The sequence below is a fragment of the Streptomyces sp. NPDC005898 genome (assembly GCF_040629635.1).
Taxonomy (GTDB): Bacteria; Actinomycetota; Actinomycetes; order Streptomycetales; family Streptomycetaceae; genus Streptomyces.
In genome coordinates this window covers 1-16,693 of record NZ_JBEXWC010000003.1, presented here as the reverse complement: position 1 = coordinate 16,693, position 16,693 = coordinate 1, and the positions used below count along the sequence as shown (strand labels likewise).

General features: G+C 72.7%; 16 protein-coding genes, 1 pseudogene and 1 riboswitch. Of the genes and pseudogenes, 12 read left to right on the top strand and 5 right to left on the bottom strand.

Going from position 1 to position 16,693, the window contains the following annotated elements; translation table 11 throughout:
- Nucleotides 1–83: 83 nt before the first annotated feature.
- From ABZ385_RS05275 to ABZ385_RS05265, 3 genes are read left to right on the top strand one after another with little or no spacing between them, the layout of a single operon-like run.
- Nucleotides 84–887, top strand: coding sequence for an alpha/beta hydrolase (locus tag ABZ385_RS05275; protein WP_358909788.1), 804 nt, complete (start codon nucleotides 84–86; stop codon nucleotides 885–887).
- The gene (locus tag ABZ385_RS05270) at nucleotides 887–2,230 is read left to right on the top strand and encodes a SpoIIE family protein phosphatase (protein WP_358697564.1); all 1,344 of its coding nucleotides are present in this window, start codon (nucleotides 887–889) and stop codon (nucleotides 2,228–2,230) included. The genes ABZ385_RS05275 and ABZ385_RS05270 overlap by 1 nt, the downstream gene beginning before the upstream one ends.
- Before the next feature lies 1 nt (nucleotide 2,231).
- A complete protein-coding gene (locus ABZ385_RS05265) occupies nucleotides 2,232–2,558 on the top strand; it encodes an STAS domain-containing protein (RefSeq protein ID WP_358589259.1) in 327 nt (108 codons plus the stop codon).
- Between the two features lie 19 nt (nucleotides 2,559–2,577).
- Here ABZ385_RS05265 and ABZ385_RS05260 read toward each other — a convergent pair whose 3' ends face one another.
- From ABZ385_RS05260 to ABZ385_RS05250, 3 genes are all read right to left on the bottom strand, one after another.
- The gene (locus ABZ385_RS05260) at nucleotides 2,578–3,738 is read right to left on the bottom strand and encodes an oxygenase MpaB family protein (protein WP_358697565.1); all 1,161 of its coding nucleotides are present in this window, start codon (nucleotides 3,736–3,738) and stop codon (nucleotides 2,578–2,580) included.
- A 100-nt stretch (nucleotides 3,739–3,838) separates the two neighbouring features.
- On the bottom strand, nucleotides 3,839–4,894 hold the full coding sequence (locus tag ABZ385_RS05255; protein ID WP_358909786.1) for a polyprenyl synthetase family protein: 1,056 nt from the start codon (nucleotides 4,892–4,894) through the stop codon (nucleotides 3,839–3,841).
- On the bottom strand, nucleotides 4,884–5,162 hold the full coding sequence (locus tag ABZ385_RS05250; RefSeq protein ID WP_358589253.1) for a polyprenyl synthetase: 279 nt from the start codon (nucleotides 5,160–5,162) through the stop codon (nucleotides 4,884–4,886). The genes ABZ385_RS05255 and ABZ385_RS05250 overlap by 11 nt, the downstream gene beginning before the upstream one ends.
- 265 nt (nucleotides 5,163–5,427) lie before the next feature.
- Nucleotides 5,428–5,612: riboswitch (cobalamin riboswitch) on the top strand.
- A 29-nt stretch (nucleotides 5,613–5,641) separates the two neighbouring features.
- On the opposite strand from ABZ385_RS05250, the gene ABZ385_RS05245 reads away from it, so the two are divergent.
- The 6 genes from ABZ385_RS05245 to ABZ385_RS05220 all read left to right on the top strand — a co-directional run bounded on the left by ABZ385_RS05245 (nucleotide 5,642) and on the right by ABZ385_RS05220 (nucleotide 9,807).
- A complete protein-coding gene (locus ABZ385_RS05245) occupies nucleotides 5,642–6,406 on the top strand; it encodes an energy-coupling factor ABC transporter permease (RefSeq protein ID WP_358909784.1) in 765 nt (254 codons plus the stop codon).
- Nucleotides 6,406–6,780 (top strand): energy-coupling factor ABC transporter substrate-binding protein, encoded by a 375-nt coding sequence (locus tag ABZ385_RS05240; protein WP_358589250.1) that lies wholly within the window; start codon nucleotides 6,406–6,408, stop codon nucleotides 6,778–6,780. The genes ABZ385_RS05245 and ABZ385_RS05240 overlap by 1 nt, the downstream gene beginning before the upstream one ends.
- A gap of 6 nt (nucleotides 6,781–6,786) precedes the next feature.
- Complete coding sequence (gene cbiQ, locus ABZ385_RS05235; protein ID WP_358909782.1) at nucleotides 6,787–7,536, top strand: cobalt ECF transporter T component CbiQ; 750 nt, start codon at nucleotides 6,787–6,789, stop codon at nucleotides 7,534–7,536.
- Nucleotides 7,533–8,357, top strand: a complete 825-nt coding sequence (locus ABZ385_RS05230) for an ATP-binding cassette domain-containing protein (RefSeq protein ID WP_358589654.1) — start codon at nucleotides 7,533–7,535, stop codon at nucleotides 8,355–8,357. Before cbiQ ends, ABZ385_RS05230 begins: the two co-directional genes overlap by 4 nt.
- Before the next feature lie 128 nt (nucleotides 8,358–8,485).
- Nucleotides 8,486–9,034, top strand: a complete 549-nt coding sequence (locus ABZ385_RS05225; protein ID WP_358909780.1) for an HPP family protein — start codon at nucleotides 8,486–8,488, stop codon at nucleotides 9,032–9,034.
- Between the two features lie 83 nt (nucleotides 9,035–9,117).
- A complete protein-coding gene (locus tag ABZ385_RS05220) occupies nucleotides 9,118–9,807 on the top strand; it encodes a PepSY domain-containing protein (RefSeq protein WP_358589658.1) in 690 nt (229 codons plus the stop codon).
- Nucleotides 9,808–9,891: 84 nt separating this feature from the next.
- Here the strand turns inward: ABZ385_RS05220 and ABZ385_RS05215 are convergent, their stop codons facing one another.
- Complete coding sequence (locus ABZ385_RS05215) at nucleotides 9,892–11,790, bottom strand: NAD-binding lipoprotein (protein WP_358589660.1); 1,899 nt, start codon at nucleotides 11,788–11,790, stop codon at nucleotides 9,892–9,894.
- Nucleotides 11,791–12,090: 300 nt separating this feature from the next.
- Between ABZ385_RS05215 and ABZ385_RS05210 the strand changes: the two genes are divergently transcribed.
- Entirely contained in the window at nucleotides 12,091–14,085 is a 1,995-nt protein-coding gene (locus ABZ385_RS05210) for an FAD-dependent oxidoreductase (RefSeq protein ID WP_358909778.1), read from the top strand.
- A gap of 120 nt (nucleotides 14,086–14,205) precedes the next feature.
- Here ABZ385_RS05210 and ABZ385_RS05205 read toward each other — a convergent pair whose 3' ends face one another.
- The gene (locus tag ABZ385_RS05205; protein ID WP_358589664.1) at nucleotides 14,206–15,192 is read right to left on the bottom strand and encodes an NAD-dependent epimerase/dehydratase family protein; all 987 of its coding nucleotides are present in this window, start codon (nucleotides 15,190–15,192) and stop codon (nucleotides 14,206–14,208) included.
- A 127-nt stretch (nucleotides 15,193–15,319) separates the two neighbouring features.
- On the opposite strand from ABZ385_RS05205, the gene ABZ385_RS05200 reads away from it, so the two are divergent.
- Together ABZ385_RS05200 and ABZ385_RS05195 are read left to right on the top strand one after the other, a co-directional pair.
- Entirely contained in the window at nucleotides 15,320–16,216 is an 897-nt protein-coding gene (locus ABZ385_RS05200; protein WP_358909776.1) for an alpha/beta hydrolase, read from the top strand.
- A gap of 253 nt (nucleotides 16,217–16,469) precedes the next feature.
- Nucleotides 16,470–16,693: pseudogene (locus ABZ385_RS05195) on the top strand (RNA polymerase sigma factor SigF); the annotation flags it as partial.

The window sequence follows — 16,693 nt, the reverse complement described above, 5'->3', positions numbered from 1 at the left end:
CCCATGGGGCATATGACCTGCCTCCTTCCGTTTGGGGAGGCCCGGCCGACAAGGGCGATCAGTGACCTGTGAGGATGGCCGACATGGACATTCGCCATAGGAACAACGTGACAGTCACGGGCCCCGCCGACGGGCCGGTGGTGGTCCTGGCGCACGGTTTCGGCTGCGACCAGAACATGTGGCGGCTGGTGGTGCCCGCGCTCGCGGAGCGACACCGGGTCGTCCTCTTCGACTACGTCGGCTCCGGCGGCTCGGACCTGTCGGCCTGGAGCCAGGAGCGGTACTCCTCCCTGCACGGCTACGCCCAGGACGTCGTGGAGGTCTGCGCGGAGCTGGACCTGGAGGGGGCGGTCTTCGTGGGTCACTCGGTGAGCGCCATGGTGGGGGTGATGGCCGCACACGCGGCGCCGGAGCGGATCGGGGCGCTGGTGATGGTGGCCCCCTCGCCCTGCTACATCGACGACGACAGCTACCGCGGCGGCTTCACCGCCGACGACATCGACGAACTACTGGCCTCGCTGGAGTCGAACTACCTCGGCTGGTCCTCCGCGATGGCCCCGATGATCATGGGCAATCCGGAGCGCCCGGAGCTGGGGGAGGAGCTGACCAACAGCTTCTGCGCCACCGACCCCGCCATCGCCCGCGTCTTCGCCCGGACCACCTTCCTGTCCGACAGCCGCGAGGACCTGAAGAGCGTGACCGTGCCGACCCTCGTGCTGGAGTGCGCCGAGGACGTGATCGCGCCCCGCGAGGTCGGCGCGTATGTACGCGACGCGATCCCCGCCTCCCGCCTGGTCACCCTGGCCGCCACCGGGCACTGCCCGCAGCTCAGCGCGCCGGAGGCCACCGCCGAAGCGATCCTCGGTTTCCTGGAGGAACGGCGGTGATGTGCCGTCCGAGCGGAGAGCCTCCGGGAGCCGGGGGTGCGGCCGGCACGAACGCCGCGTTCACGGCGCTCCTGGAGGACAGCGCCGAGGACCTCTACGAATCGGCACCGTGCGGCTACCTGTCGACGCTGATGGACGGCACCATCGCCAAGATCAACTCGACGCTGCTCGACTGGCTCGGCATGGAGCGCGACGCCGTGGTCGGCGAAATGCGCTTCGCCGACCTCCTGACCGTCGGCGGGAAGCTCTATCACGAGACACACTTCGCCCCGCTGCTGCGCATGCAGGGTGAGCTGGGCGGCATAGCGCTGGAGATGAAGGCCACCGACGGGCGCCGGCTGCCGGTCCTGGTCTCCTCCCTGGTCAAGTACGGCAGCCACGGCGAGCCGCTGCTGATCCGTACCACCGTCTTCGACGCCTCCGACCGGCGCGCCTACGAGCAGGAACTCCTGCGCCGGCGCCAGGAGGCCGAACAGGCTCGGGCCGAGGCCGAGGAAGCGCACGCCGAGGCCGAGCGGTCGCGCGCGGAGGCCGAGCAGGCGCGCCGGCAGGCCGAGGCCGACCGCGAACGGCTGGCCGACGCGCTCGCCGCCCTCCAGCAGACCCTCGTCCCCGACACGCTGCCCGACGTCCCCGGGCTCGAGACGGCGGTCTACTACCACACCGCCTCCCCGGACCTCCTGGGCGGCGACTTCTACGACCTGTTCCCGCTGGGCGGGGGACGGTGGGCGTTCTTCCTCGGCGACGTGTGCGGCAAGGGCCCTCAGGCGGCCTCGCTCACCTCGCTGACCCGCTACACCCTGCGCGCCGCCGCCCTGCACGACCCCGAGCCCGCCGTGGCGCTCGCCACCTTGAACGCCGTCCTGCACGACCGCTACACCGCCGGGGGCGACCCCCGCTACTGCACCGCCATCTTCGGCGTCATCGAACCGGACGGGGAGCGCGCCACCATCCGGCTCGCCTCCGGCGGCCACCCGCCGGCGCTGGTCGTCAGAGCAGCAGGCAACACCGACTACGTCCCCACTCCGGGGGGCCTGCTCGTGGGCGCCCTGCCGGACGCGCCCTTCACCACGGCGGAGGCCACGCTCGGTCCCGGCGACACGATCCTGCTCTACACCGACGGGCTCACCGAGGCCCGCGCCGGACGCAGCCGCGAGAGCATGTTCGGCGACGACGCCCTGCGCGCCTTCTTCGACGACGCCCTCTCCACCTCGGCCGACGCGGTGATCACCTCCCTGAGCAAGCTGCTGGAGGGCTTCGGCCAGGGTCTGGACGACGACACCGCCCTGCTCGCGCTCGGCGTCCCCGCCCGCCCGAGTGCCCGTCCGACACCGAAGCAGTGAGATGAGCCCACTGAACATCACTCGCCAGGACGCCGAATCCGGTCCTGTGCTGCACGTGAGCGGCGCGCTCGACTACGAGCAGTCCGCGGACCTGCGCGAGCAGCTCCACACCCTGGTCCTGAGCAGTGGCCAGAGCCTGGTCATCGACCTGTCCGGCCTGGACTTCTGCGACTCCAGCGGCATCACCGCCCTGCTCGCCGCCCGGCAGCGGGCCCACGCGGCGGGCGCCGAACTGACGCTGCTCGACGTCCCGGCCAACACCCTGCGCATCCTCGCCGTGGCCGGACTGGACCAGGTCTTCGCCATCCGCTCCGGCACCACCGGCTGAGCCGCGTCCCCGGGCCCGATCAGGAGACCGTGGACGGCGGCGGGGTCCACCGGCCGGCACGGGGCACGGTGGCGGAGACGCCGTACTCCTTCCTGAGATCCTCCGGAATGGCGTAGTGCATGACACGCCCGCGGGTGAGCGAGGACAGCTCCAGGGCCGCGGTGAGGCTGCCGAGGCGATCCAGCGCCCAGGCGCCCAGCGGCGAGCGGTCCTCGATCGTCTCCAGCACCCCGAGCAGGTGGGGCACGGCCTTCACCACGGTGTCCCACGCGGTGCTCGGCACGCCCAGCCAGTCGGCGCAGGTGTCCCCGACGAGATGGCGGATGAGGGCGGAGACGATCGGGTCGAAGAGGGTGCCGGGCACGACCTCCTCGTACAGGTCGATGAGCTGCCGGGTCAGATGGACGCCTTCCGCGGAGGGCCCCATGTGACGGATCATGTACAGGTCGAGGAATTGGCGGGCCTCGTCGAGCGTCTTCGGGACCGCGTCCTGGTCGATGCCGAGCATCGCCCCGACCACACGCCACGCGTAGTAGTACGCCTCGGCGCCCTCTGTCGACATATGGATGTTCAGCCGGTGCAGGCTGTCCAGCACGAGCAGCGAGAAGAACATCTGCCCGCCGATCATGTCCTCCTGGCAGATCGGCGTCCCGAACGCCTCGGTGTCCCAGCGGTTCTCCCGCTTGAGGTGATGCCGGATGGAGGCGTGCAGCAGACGGACCTTCTGCGCGGCCGGGATGAAGCGGCTGCCCGCCTCGAAGGCGTCGGGCCGCATCAGGTAGACGGTGAACTGGCCCGTCTCCGCCATCCGCCTGGAGGGGTACGCCAGTCCGTGGGTCGTCGACAGCAGCTTCGCCACGACCGGCACGACGTAGCAGGCGGGCATGGAGGCGAAGGACAGGGCCGTGGAGATGTGCACGTTGTTGTCGATGAAGAACAACCGGGCCTTCTCCATCTCGCCCCAGTCCACCCACGACGGGGGATGGCTGGTGGCCGCCAGATACTCCCTGGCGACGTGCGGCAGCCCGTCCGGCAGGGGAGCCCCGGCGGTGGAGACGTACCGCATCAACGTGTTGAACTTGCCGACCTCCCCGCGCTCGAAGAGCGTGGCGACGGTGGCGTCGGCCAGTTCGTCCCCGGGGTCGCGCAAGGCGTTCATCGACGCCTCCGTGTACAGCATGACAGGGCTCCTCGTCTTCCAAGGTGACGGCCACGGCCTCGGGGGAGGGGCCGAGGACCGGGTGGCCACCGCGGCCGGTGGGTGCCGTCTCGCGCGTGGTTCAGGACAGGCGGGCCGCCGCCGCGTGCGCCAGGTCGGTCAAGGCCTTGGCGGCGGGTGTCGGCAGGTCCGCCTCGTGCAGGGCGTCCAGGGCCTCCTCGACCCGGACGGAGATCATGTCCTCGACGCGGTCGGGCGCCCCGAGCGCGCACATCACCTCGCGTACGGTGTCCAGATCCGCCGCGTCCGAATCGGGCCGGCCCAGCAGGGCGCGCAGCTGCTCCCGTTGACCGGGTCCGGCCAAGCGCCAGGTCTCGGCCAGCAGGGCCGTCGGCCGGTGCCCGCGCACGTCGTCGGCGTTGGCCTTGCCGGTGTGCTCGGGGTCGCCGAACAGGCCGAGCAGGTCGTCGCGCAACTGGAACGCCTCGCCCAACGGCAGGCCGTACGCGGTATAGCCCGCACGCAGCCGGCCGGCCGCACCCGCCAGCGCCCCGCCGATCAACAGGGGCTGCTCGACGGTGTACTTGGCGGTCTTGTACCGGATCACCTTCAGCGAGGCCGTGGTGTCGGGGTCGGCTCCGGTGCGCAGGATCTCCAGGCACTCGCCCGCGATCAGCTCCCGGGCCAGCGCCGACCACAGGGGGCGGGCCCTGGCCAGATAGGCGGCGGGCAGACCGCTGGCGGCGAACAGCTGCCCGGCCAGCCCCATCAGCAGATCGCCCACCAGCATCGCCAGCGACCTGCCGTCGGCCGACGCGCGGGGACGGTCGGGCACACAGTCCCGCAGGGCCACCTGGGCGGTGGGGCGGCCGTGCCGCAACGGGCTGTCGTCGATGAGGTCGTCGTGCACGACCGCGGCGGCGTGCACCAGCTCCATCGAGGCCGCAGCCCGCACCAGCGCGTCACTGTCGGGCTGGCCCACCCCGCGCCAGCCCCAGTAGCAGAAGGCCGCCCGCAGCCGCTTGCCGTCCGCGACGGCCGCCTCCAGCTGCTCGGCCACCGGATGGAGAAGCGGATCGACGTCCGCGAAGCGTTCGGCCTCCTGGCCGACGAACGCACGCAGCACCGCGTCGACACGGTCCTTGAACCGTGCGGGTTCCCACAGGTCAGAGGCCATCGGCGGCCCGCCGGGCCAGCGCGCGCCGGGCCAGGATCTCCAGGTGGGCCGGAGGCACCGCCGCGTACCGGTCCCGCACCAGGCGCCCGCGCGCCAGCAGATCGTGCTCGGCGTCCGCCGCCAGGTCCGCCGCGTCCGAGCGGTGCAGCAGCCCTCGTACCGTCCCCACCGCCGTGCCCAGCGTGCTGACCCCGAGGTCGGCCAGCCCCGCCGCCAGCAGCACCGCCCGTTCACCGAGGCCGACGATGCGGCTCGCTTCCCGCGTCATGACATGTCCCCCTGAAGCACATTCCGCCGGGGCACATCCGCCCGGCGGCCGTCTCGTGTCGCCGCTCACAGGATGACCACACGCCGGGCGCGGCCCGGCCGGAACTCACGATCGAGTGAACGCCGCGCTTCGTGTTGCCGACCCGCCGCACGGGCGTTGCTGGAGCGAACCGGGAGCCCTCGTGGGGCCGTTCCCGCAGGGTGCCGGGTACGTCTGACCACGATCGGAATCGCCCGGGCAAGTTGTCAGGCCCCTCCGTCGCGCACTAATGTCACCACGCCTTGGTGAACGGGAAATCCGGTGTGATGCCGGTGCGGCCCTCGCCACTGTGATCGGGAAGTCCGGCTCCAGCCCTCGCGGCAGCCACTGGGCACACACGTGCCCGGGAAGGCGGAGTCCGGTCGGTACGACCCGTCAGCCAGGAGACCGGCCAAGGCACGTTGTCCATCCACGAGGTGCTGGAGAGGGTCTGCTGAGCCATGCACATAGCCGAGGGTTTCCTCCCGCCGGCGCACGCGATCGCCTGGGGCGTAGCGTCCGCGCCGTTCGTCGTCCACGGAGTCCGTCGTCTGACCCGTGAGGTCAAGGAACACCCCGAGAGCACCCTGCTCCTGGGAGCCGCCGGGGCCTTCACCTTTGTTCTCTCCGCCCTGAAGATCCCGTCCGTGACGGGCAGTTGCTCGCATCCGACGGGCACCGGACTGGGCGCGATCCTGTTCCGGCCGCCGATCATGGCGGTGCTCGGCACCATCACGCTGCTGTTCCAGGCCCTGCTGCTCGCCCACGGCGGGCTCACCACCCTGGGCGCCAACGTGTTCTCCATGGCGATCGTCGGGCCGTGGGCCGGATACGCCGTCTACCGGCTGCTCAGGCGGTTCGACGTACCGCTGATGGCCGCCGTGTTCTGCGGGGCCTTCGTCGCCGACCTGTCCACGTACTGCGTCACCAGCGTCCAGCTGGCCCTGGCGTTCCCGGACCCCGGCAGCGGCTTCCTCGGCGCGCTGGGCAAGTTCGGCGGGATCTTCGCCGTCACGCAGATCCCCCTCGCCGTCAGCGAAGGCCTGCTCACCGTCCTGGTCATGCGGCTGCTCGTGCAGTCCAGCCGGGGCGAACTCGCGCGGCTCGGCGTGCTGCCGCAGGGCAAGCGGCCCACCATGCCGCACGAGACCTCCGCGATGGGGGAGACCCCCGCGAAGCAGCAGACGCAGGAGACGCAGGAGACGCACAGGGAGGCCAGCGCCTGATGAGCCGGAACACGAAGATCAACATCCTGCTGCTCGTGGTCGTGGCGGCGCTCGCGGTGCTGCCCCTGGCGCTCGGGCTCGGCGACCACAAAAAGGAACCGTTCACCGGTGCCGACGCCCAGGCAGAGACGGCGATCACCGAGATCGAGCCGGACTACAAACCGTGGTTCTCGCCCCTGTACGAGCCGCCCTCCGGCGAGATCGAATCCGCGCTCTTCGCCCTCCAGGCGGCCCTCGGCGCCGGTGTCCTCGCGTACTACTTCGGTCTGCGCAAGGGCCGCAGGCAGGGCGCCGAACGCCGGCAGGCGCAGGAGGCGCGCGCCGGGCAGCCCCCGGGGGACGAGGCCGCCGAGCCCGGGCCCGGGCAGCTCTGACCGGCAGTGCTGCCCATCGACGTGGCGGCGCACAGCAGTCGCTGGCGCCGCCGCCACCCCGTGGACAAGGCCGTGCTCGGGCTCGGCCTCACCCTCCTCGCGATCTCCCTGCCGCCCTGGCCGGGCGCCGCCCTGGTCGCGGCCACCGCGCTCGTCCTGCTGCTCGGCCCGGCGGGTGTGCCGCCGCGCAAACTGTGGCGCGCCTACCGCGTGCCGCTCGGCTTCTGCGTCACCGGAGCGCTGACCCTGCTCGTCCAGCTCGGCGGCCCGGACGGCTTCGTCACCCTCGCGGAGTCGGGTCCCGCGCGGGCGGGGGGCCTGCTCCTGCGCACCTCGGCGGCCTCGCTCGGCGTGCTCCTGTTCGCCTTCACCACCCCCATGTCGGATCTGCTGCCCCGCCTGGTCAAGGCGGGCATCCCGGCGCCCGTCGTGGACGTCGCCCTGGTGACCTACCGGATGAGCTTCCTGCTCCTGGATGCCATGACCCGCATCCGCCAGGCGCAGGCGGCACGCCTCGGCCACACCACACGGGCCGCCACCTGGCGCTCCCTCGCGGGTCTGGGCGCCACGTCTTTCGTGCGGGCCTTCGACCGGGCGAGCCGGCTGCACGGCGGACTCGCCGGACGCGGCTACGACGGCACCTTGCGGGTGCTGGTGCCCGAGGCCCGCGTCTCGCGGCGGTTCGTGGGAGCGGGCGTGGCACTCCTGGCGGCCCTGACCGCCCTCACCTTCGTCATGGAAAGGCTTCTTGGATGAGCGAGCCCCTGCTGGTGCTGCGCGGCGCCTCCTACGCGTACGAGGACGGGCCGGCCGTCCTCAGCGACCTGGACTTCGACGTCACCGAGGGCAGGGCACTCGTGCTGCTCGGGCGCAACGGCAGCGGCAAGACGACCCTCATGCGGCTGCTGAGCGGCGGCCTGCGACCGGACACCGGTCACCTGACGGCCGACGGCACCCCGGTCACGTACGACCGCAAGGGCCTGACGCGGTTGCGGACCACCGTTCAGCTGGTCGTCCAGGACCCGGACGACCAGCTGTTCGCCGCCTCGGTCGAACAGGACGTGTCCTTCGGGCCGCTGAACCTCGGCCTGCCCGACACCGAGGTCCGCGCACGCGTCGCCGAGGCGCTCGCGGCCCTGGACATCAGCGCCCTGGCCGACCGCCCCACCCATCTCCTCTCCTACGGCCAGCGCAAACGGACCGCGATCGCGGGCGCCGTGGCGATGCGCCCCCGCCTGCTGATCCTCGACGAACCGACGGCGGGCCTGGACCCCGACGGCCAGGAGCGCCTGCTCGCCACCCTCCAGGGCCTGCGGGACACCGGGACCACCGTGGTCATGGCCACCCACGACGTGGACCTGGCCCTGCGCTGGGCGGACGACGCGGCACTGCTGACGCCCTCGGGGGTACGCACCGGCCCGGTGGCGGAGATGCTGGCCCGCCGGGACCTGCTGGCCCAGGCCGGGCTGCGCCTGCCGTGGGGCATCGCCGTCGCGGAGCTGCTGCGGGCGCACGGGCTCCCGGCCGGAGCGGGGGAGGGCCCGCGCACTCCAGAGGAGCTCGCGGCCCTGACCTGAGAGCGGCCGACGGCACCCCTGACCTGCGGCGACGAAAGGGCGCCGGATAGAATTGCCGGCGAGTGCCCTTGTCCTCACCTGCCGCGCGGGGCTCCCCTGACGGCCGAGCCCCGAAAAAGATCACTTCCTTGAGCATCGATGAAGCCATAGAGGCGCCGCTTTCGCCTGCCCGGCCCCGCGTCCTCGACCGCCTCGCGGGCCGCGCCCCGGCCCCGCCGCCGCCGCGCACCGCCGCCCACAGCGCCGGCGCCGTCACCGCCGTCCTGCTGGCCCTGGTCGCCGTGGGCTCGCTCCTCCACGAGCCCGTGCTGATACCCCCGCTCGCGGCGTCGGCCGCGATCATCCACGGTGCGCCCGGACTGCCGCTGGCCCAGCCGCGCAGCGTGGTCGTCGGCCACCTGCTGTGCGCCGGTGTCGGATACGGGGTGCTCGGCCTGGCGGGCGGTTCGCCGTGGGCGGCGGCGGTAGCGGCCGGGATCGGCCTGGCCGTGATGACGGTGGCCCGCACCCCGCACTCGCCCGCGTGTGCGACCGCCGTGGTGATCGTCCTGCACGCGCCGGCGCCCTGGACCTTCGTACCGCTGCTCCTGGGGTCGGCCGTCCTGCTCGTCGCGACCGGCTGGGCCGCCTCACGGGTACGCCCCGGCAGCCCCCGCTACCCCGCCTATTGGTGGTAGACCCGGTCCCTCTGCCGGTGCACATCCCTCGCCTGGCGCCCCTTTTGCGAGCATCTGCGCTCTATGTCGCTTAACGTGCCTCCATGATCACCACAGACAGAGACTCCCGTCAGAGGCATCGGCGTCTGCCGGTCGTGCGCGGCGCCGGACTGGTGTGCGCGGCGGCCGCGGCGGCGGCCCTGCTCACCGGGTGCGGCGACGACGACGGAAACGACACGAAGAGCGACGCGGCCACCGCGCGGGCAGCCGCCGTCACCTCCTCCGTCTCGGGGAGCGGCTCCCCCCTGACCGAGGACCAGGACGAGCGCAAGGCGCTCGTCCCGAAGGTGAAGACGGGCCACGAGGAGGCCCTGCGCACCGCGGTGGGCGCGGTGGACGGCTCCAAGCCGGTCTCCGTCGAACTCAAGGGGCCGGCGGAGACTCCCCGGTGGGAGGCCGAGGTGGCGACCGGCGACGGCGCCAAGCACCTGCTCGACATCGACGCGGTCACCGGCAAGGCCGGCAAGGCCCGGGCCGACGCGGACCAGGACGCCGACGACAAGCGGGAACTGGCCGACCTGCTGAAAAAGGCCACCGTCACCGCGGAGCAGGCCGCCCGGACCGCCACCGACAAGACCAAGGGCACCGTCAGTTCCGTGGAACTCGACGACACGGACGGCGGCGCGCCGAAGTGGTCCGTCGACGTCGTGACGACCGAGGACTGGAACAAGACGACGTTCGACATCGACGCGACCAACCGCAAGATCCTGCGGGAACACGTCGACAAGGACTGACCCCACGGACGCGGACCGCACGCGGGACGGCACACGCCGGACCGCGTGCGCCGGACCGCGTGCCGCGCGCCGTGGGGCCGGCCGTCAGTCCCTGCCGATGACGACCACTTCGTCCTCGTCCGTCCAGCGGCGCCGCTCGTGCTTGGACGGGTTGATCCGCACCCCGTAGCCGAGGCTCATCGACGGGTCGCCGTGCGTCCGGTAGCCGATGGCGCACTCCTGGCGCCGGCGGGCCGCCGCCACGACCGTGGCGAAGGACGTCTCGCTCCCCGGCAGCACATAGTCGGTGGCGGGCCGCAGGCGGACGCCGGTGCCGTCGGCCGAGAACAGCTCCTCGAACACCGCTGCCAGGTGCCGGTTCTGGGAGATCTGTGCCATGAGCAGACCGATGAGCTTGCCACTGATGATCACGTCGGCGCCGGGGCCGATGGGGGCCAGCGCCCGGTTGCGGTCGTCGACCAGCTCGGTGACGACCGGCAGTTCGCGCCCGGTCGTCTCCTCCAGTTGACGCAGCAGCAGGAGGGTCACGAGCGTGCGGTTGTCGGGGTCGTCCGGCGACGGGCCGGGAGCGGGATCCCGACCGAGCACGATCACGCTGTCGTAGGAGCAGACGTCCAGGCGGCGCAGCGTCTCGGGGCGGGTGACATCCCCGTCGTGCAGGGTCAGGCTCAGCTCGTTGCCGCTGTCCGCGTCGGCCTCGTTCACCTGCCGCACGGTCGCCTCACCGTGGTCGGTCACCACGTCGACGGCCGATCCGGGACGGGAGCGGCGTCGCAGCTGGTCGACCATGAGCGGCGCCCGGCGGTTCCAGCCCAGGAGGAGGACCCGCTCCGCCCGCGCGGGAGTCGGGGGGCCGGACGCCATGACCGCCTCCTCGACCAGCTCGGCGCAGTCGTCGAGCCAGACCGTGTCGTCGTCACGGGAGACGACGATGAGCAGGTCGTCCGGAGCGATGAGCGTCTCCGGCGCCGGGTTGAGCAGGGGCATCTCCCCGCGCATCACCCCGACGACGCTCGACGTGGTGTAGGACAGCAGCGCGTCGCCGAACGGGCGGCCGACCAGGCTCGCCTCGCTGACCAGGTAGAACTCGTCGCCCGCGAAGTCGAGGAGTTCCTGGTGGACGAGGGAGAGCCCGGGGTGGCGCGCGGCCTGGACGATCAGCCGGGCGGTGACGGTGTCGCTCTCCAGGATGACGCCGCCCGGCCCGGCGGCGAGTTGGGCGGCCAGCCGATGGCGGTCGTCCCGGACGGCGGCGACGACGGCCGGCCGGTCGGCCACCTCGGACAGGGCCGCCCTGAGCGCCAGCAGCGTCTTGACCACCTCGGCGTCGGCGGCGGGCTCGTCGTGCGGCATGACCAGCACCACACCGGCCTTGGCCGGGTTGGTCAGGGGCAGCACGGCCGGGTCGGTGGTGGGCCCGCTGCGGCAGATCAGCCGCGTCCGGCCGAGGGGGCCCACCTTCGTGTTCAGGGCCTCCTCCATGACGGTCTTGTCCCGGTCGGCCAGCACGACCACCGCCGCCCGCCGCTGGTTGGCGTTGGCGGCCACCAGTTCGCTCACCACCGTGAACACCTGCTCCGACCACCCGAGGACCACCGCGTGCCCTTCTTCGAGCACGGTGGAACGGCCCCGGCGCAGCGCGGTGAGCCGCTCCGTCAGCGCCGTGGTGATCAGACCGACGAGGGCCGAGACGTACAGCAGGGTGACCAGCGCCAGCAGCACCGACATCGCCACCCGCAGCGGGGGGCCCGTCGCACCGCCGAGCCGCAGCGTCCTGCCGGTGTGGCGCCACACCTGCGCGAGCCGGCCCGCCAGGGACGCCGACACGTCGGGGTCTGTCCAGGCCAGCACCGCACTGGCCGGGAGGACGATGACCAGGCACAGCAGCGCCATCCAGGCGACGAGCACGGCGGCGCCGCGGGCCAGCGTGCTGTCGAACCAGTACCGGGCCCTGCCACCGAACAGAGTGCGCCGCTGCGCCACCCTTCCCCCTCCACTTCGTCGCCCGCTCGCAGGACCGCGTCGGCGCCGCCCACCTCAGGCACCGCGCGGGCCGCCGGCGAGCACGGATGTGGACACTCATATCGCAGTGTCGGGGGATCGATCGCCGCGGCAGACGGAGATCACCCGGCGTTCATCCCTTCGGGTTTCCCGGGCCTCAGGAGTCCGCGCACCGCGGCGGGCCCCGTTGTGACGTCAGGGTTCGCCGCCGCTTAGTTCCTTCGGGGCAATGCCCGGTCCGGAAGAGGACGCCCGGCCATCGCCACCTGTACAAAGACGGCCATGACTGAAGATCACGCGGTGCTGCGTTCAGACGGCGGGCTCTCCCGCAGGGGCTTCGCGGCGGTGGCCGGCACGGCCACGGTGGCCACGGCCCTGACCGGCCCCGCCGCCGCGGCCGTGCCCGCGCCGGCCGCCCCGGGCGACAGACGTAACGCCGACTTCGACCGGTGCCTGGCCGTGGCCCGCGCACTGCTCGTACTGGACTCCGACGACCGTCCCCTCGTCCCGCGCTACCAGGAGGTCCTGAAGAAGGGGCTGCCGTCCCAGCGACGGACACGGCCCAAGAACGTCCTGGTCGTCGGCGCAGGCCCGGCCGGACTCGTGGCCGCCTGGCTGCTGAAGAGGGCCGGCCACCGCGTGACGGTGCTGGAGGCCAACGGCAACCGGGCGGGCGGACGCGTCAAGACCTTCCGCCGCGGTGGCCACGAGAACGCCGAGCAGCCCTTCGCCGATCCCCGCCAGTACGCCGAGGCGGGCGCGATGCGCCTCCCGGGCAGCCACCCCCTGGTCATGGATCTAATCGACCAACTCGACCTGAAGAAGCGGCGCTTCCACTACGTGGACGTCGACAGCGAGGGGCGTCCCGCCCACCGCACCTGGATCCACGTCAACGGCATCCGCGTGCGGCGCGCCGACTACGCCCGCGCGCCCCGACGCGTGAACCGCTCGTTCGGCGTTCCCCGCGCCCACTGGGACACCCCGGCCGCCGTGATCCTGCGCTCCGCGCTGGACCCGGTGCGCGACGAGTTCAGCACCCTCGACCGCGACGGCAACCGCGTCGACAAGCCGCTTGCCGAGCGGCTGCGGGGCTGGGCCCGGGTGGTGCAGCGGTTCGGCGACTGGTCGATGTTCCGCTTCCTCACCGAACACGCCGGTCTCGACGAACGGACCATCGACCTGATCGGCACGCTGGAGAACGTCACCTCCCGCCTTCCGCTGTCCTTCATCCACAGCTTCATCGGCTCCTCCCTCATCAGCCCCAGCACGCCGTTCTACGAGTTGGAGGGCGGCACCGCCGTGCTGCCGGACGCCCTGCTGGAACACGTCGGCGAGGACGTGCGCTTCGACCGCCGGGTGACCCGCATCCAGTACCACCACCCCGACCGCCCCGCACCGGACGCCGAGCACGTCCGCGGCAAGGGCCCGCACGTGTGGGTGGACACCGTCTCGGAGGGGCGCGGCCGCCCGGTCGTCCGCGAGCAGTTCACCGCGGACGTCGCCGTGGTCACGGTGCCGTTCTCCGGACTGCGCCACGTGCAGGTGACCCCGCCCCTGTCGTACGGCAAACGCCGGGCGATCACCGAACTGCACTACGACAGCGCGACCAAGGTGCTGCTGGAGTTCAGCCGCCGCTGGTGGGAGTTCGACGAGGCCGACTGGAAGCGGGAGCTGCGCCGGATCGACCCCGGTCTGTACGACGCCTACCGCACCGGCCGGGCGACGGCCGACGGGGGTCTGCTCGGGGCCCACCCCTCCGTGCCCGACGGACACATCACGGCGGGCCAGCGCACCCACTACGCCGCCAACCGCGCGCTCGGCCGCGAACAGCCGGAGGCGGTCGACGTCACGGGCGGCGGCTCGGTGTCGGACAACGCCAACCGGTTCATGTTCCACCCCTCCCACCCGGTCCCGGGCAGCGCGGGAGGCGTGGTCCTGGCCTCCTACAGCTGGGCGGACGACGCGCGGCGCTGGGACTCGCTGGACGACGACGCGCGCTACCCCTACGCGCTGTGCGGCCTCCAGCAGGTCTACGGCCAGCGCATCGAGGTCTTCTACACCGGTGCGGGCCGCACCCAGAGCTGGCTGCGCGACCCCTACGCCTATGGGGAGGCGTCCGTGCTCCTGCCCGGCCAGCACACCGAGCTGCTGCCCGCCATCCCGGTGGCCGAGGGGCCGTTGCACTTCGCCGGCGACCACACGTCCGTCAAACCGGCGTGGATCGAGGGCGCCCTGGAGTCCGCCGTGCGCACGGCCTTGGAGATCCACACCGGGTGAGCCGCGCGGTCCGTCGGCCGTGAGAGCGTTCCCGTCGGCGGCGCGGGCAGGCCCAGACGGCCTCGGGCGGCCCGCGTCGCCGACGGTCCTCCCCCCCCGGACGGTGGGGGAGGGGGCGTATCAGCCCAGCGCCCGCAGGAGTTGGCGCTCGCGCTCGCCGCTGAGGCCCGCCCGGCGAGGCCGGTCAAGTCCCTGCTCCCGCTCCCAACGCAGGGTGTCCGTCAGCATCTGTGCCCGGGAGCGGTGCCGCAGGCCCGCCGCGCTCGCCGCGGCGCCCTCGCGAGCGCCGAAGCCGGTCCAGTCCGGGTCGGCCAGCCAGAGCGCCAGCGACTCCGGGCCCATGGCCTGGACCACGTCCTGTCCGACCAGCCAGGCGTCGTCGGCCTCCCGCACCGGGCCGGTGTGCCCGCCGATCCGGCGCGACAGCGCGATCCACTCCCCGAGCGGCACGACCGGGCCGACCGCGTCGTACGTCCCGGTCGTCCCCTTCTCCGCGCAGTGCAGCAGCCATGCCGCGAGGTCGCGCGCGTCGACCACCTGCGTCGGGACGTCGGCGGAAGCCGGCACCAGAAGCGGCGCCAGCGGCTCACGGGCCGCGCGGGCGACCCAGTAACCGGAGCGCCCGCTGTGGTCGCCGGGGCCGCCGATCATTCCCGCCCGCGCCACGAGGAGGCGGTCCCCCGCCACGGCCGCCGCGGCCTCCTCGCAGGCCACCTTGGCCGGACCGAACTCCTCGTGGCCGACCTCGTCGCGGGTGGCCGCCGGGAGCAGCTCGGCCGACTCGTCCGCGTGCGGCCGCGCATGGGAGGCGTACGCGCTGACCGACGACACATACGTCCAGTGGCGCGCCCGCTCGCCGAGCCGCACCAGTGCCCCGCGGACGAAGCCCGGCTGCCACGACACCTCGACCACGGCGTCCCAGTCCTGGCCCGCCACCTCGTCGTACGCCGCCGGGTCGCGCCGGTCCGCGGCGACCAGCACCACGCCCTCGGCCACACCGCCGCTCTCCCCACGGGCCAGACAGGTGACCCGATGCCCGCGTTCCAGTGCCTGCCGCGAGATCTCGCGGCCCACCCACGCCGTTCCGCCCAACACCAAGATCTTCATCAGCGCACTCAAACACGTAACGCGCGCCGCGGTGTCCCCGCTTCGCTGAGGGCAGAGGTGCGCTCGCCGCACGGAGCCGCGCCCGCCGCGCCGATGAGTTTTCGGAACGGGGCCGGTCTACAGAGGCATGAAGACCTGCACACTTGAGACAGCCGCCGCGGACCTCGTCCATGACATTCGCGGGCCGCTGCCGACCACGGACGGACGCCCGCCGCTGTTCATGATCGGGCAGCCCATGGACGCCTCCGGCTTCGCCGCCCTCGCGGCACGTTTCCCCGAGCGGACCGTCGTCACCTACGACCCGCGCGGGCTCGGGCGCAGCATCCGCAAGGACGGCCGCGTCGACCACACGCCGCAGACCCAGGCCGACGACGTGCACGCCCTCATCGAGGCACTCGGGGCCGGGCCGGTGGAGATGTTCGCCAGCAGCGGCGGAGCGGTCACCGCGCTCGCGCTCGTGGCGAAGTACCCCGAGGACGTGACCACCCTGGTCGCGCACGAGCCGCCGCTCATCACCCTCACCCCGGACGGCCCGGCGGCCGTGCGGGCGCGGGCCGATGTCCGGGAGGCGTACGAGCAGCGGGGGTGGGGAGCGGGGATGGCCGCGTTCGTCGCCATGACCTCGTGGGAGGGCGAGTTCACCGACGCGTACTTCGCGCGGCCGCCGGCCGATCCCGCCGCTTTCGGGATGCCCGCCGAGGACGACGGGTCGCGTGACGACCCGCTGCTGTCCGACCGCTCATGGGCGGTCAGCGACTACCGGCCGGACGTCGAGGCGCTCGCCGCCGCGCCGACCCGCGTCGTGATCGCCGTGGGCGAGGAGTCCGAGCGCGTACAGACCGGACGCACGTCGGTCGCGACGGCCGAGCTGCTCGGACAGCGGGCGACCGTCTTCCCGAGCCACCACGGCGGTTTCTGCGACGGGGAGTTCGGCTATCCCGGGAAACCGGACGAGTTCGCGCGGCGACTGCGGGAGGTACTGGACACAGCGGGTCCGCAGGACGGTGGTTGTCCCGGGCGTTGACTCCGGGCAGTGGCCGGTGGCCCCCGGCGTCCCGGCCGTGACGGGAGGGCCCTACAGTGAGTCGACGCCGGCGGGCCGCCCGTCAGGCGCGGCGCGGCCTGCTGGGCAGCAAGGCGTGACCTGCTGGGCGGGAAACTGACCGTGTTTCGGAAATTCGCTCGTCCTGTCTGTGTGAAGCGCCGATCGCGGGGCAGATGATGCCCGCAAGCACCCCCAGGAAACCAGTGGAAGAGAGGACCCGGACATGGCCACCATGGCGGTCACGGAGCAGGCTCACGCACACGCAGTGGAGAAGGTCGCCGAGCGTGCGTACGCGGATCCGTCCTCGGTGGCGCCGAAGGACGCGCGGGCGATCTCCCGGCGCTTCTTCGACCGGCTGGGTGAGCTGGAGGAGGGCACGCACGAGTACCAGTACGTGCGCAACTGCCTGATCGAGATGAACCTCTCCCTGGTGCAGTACGCGGCCTCGCGTTTCAA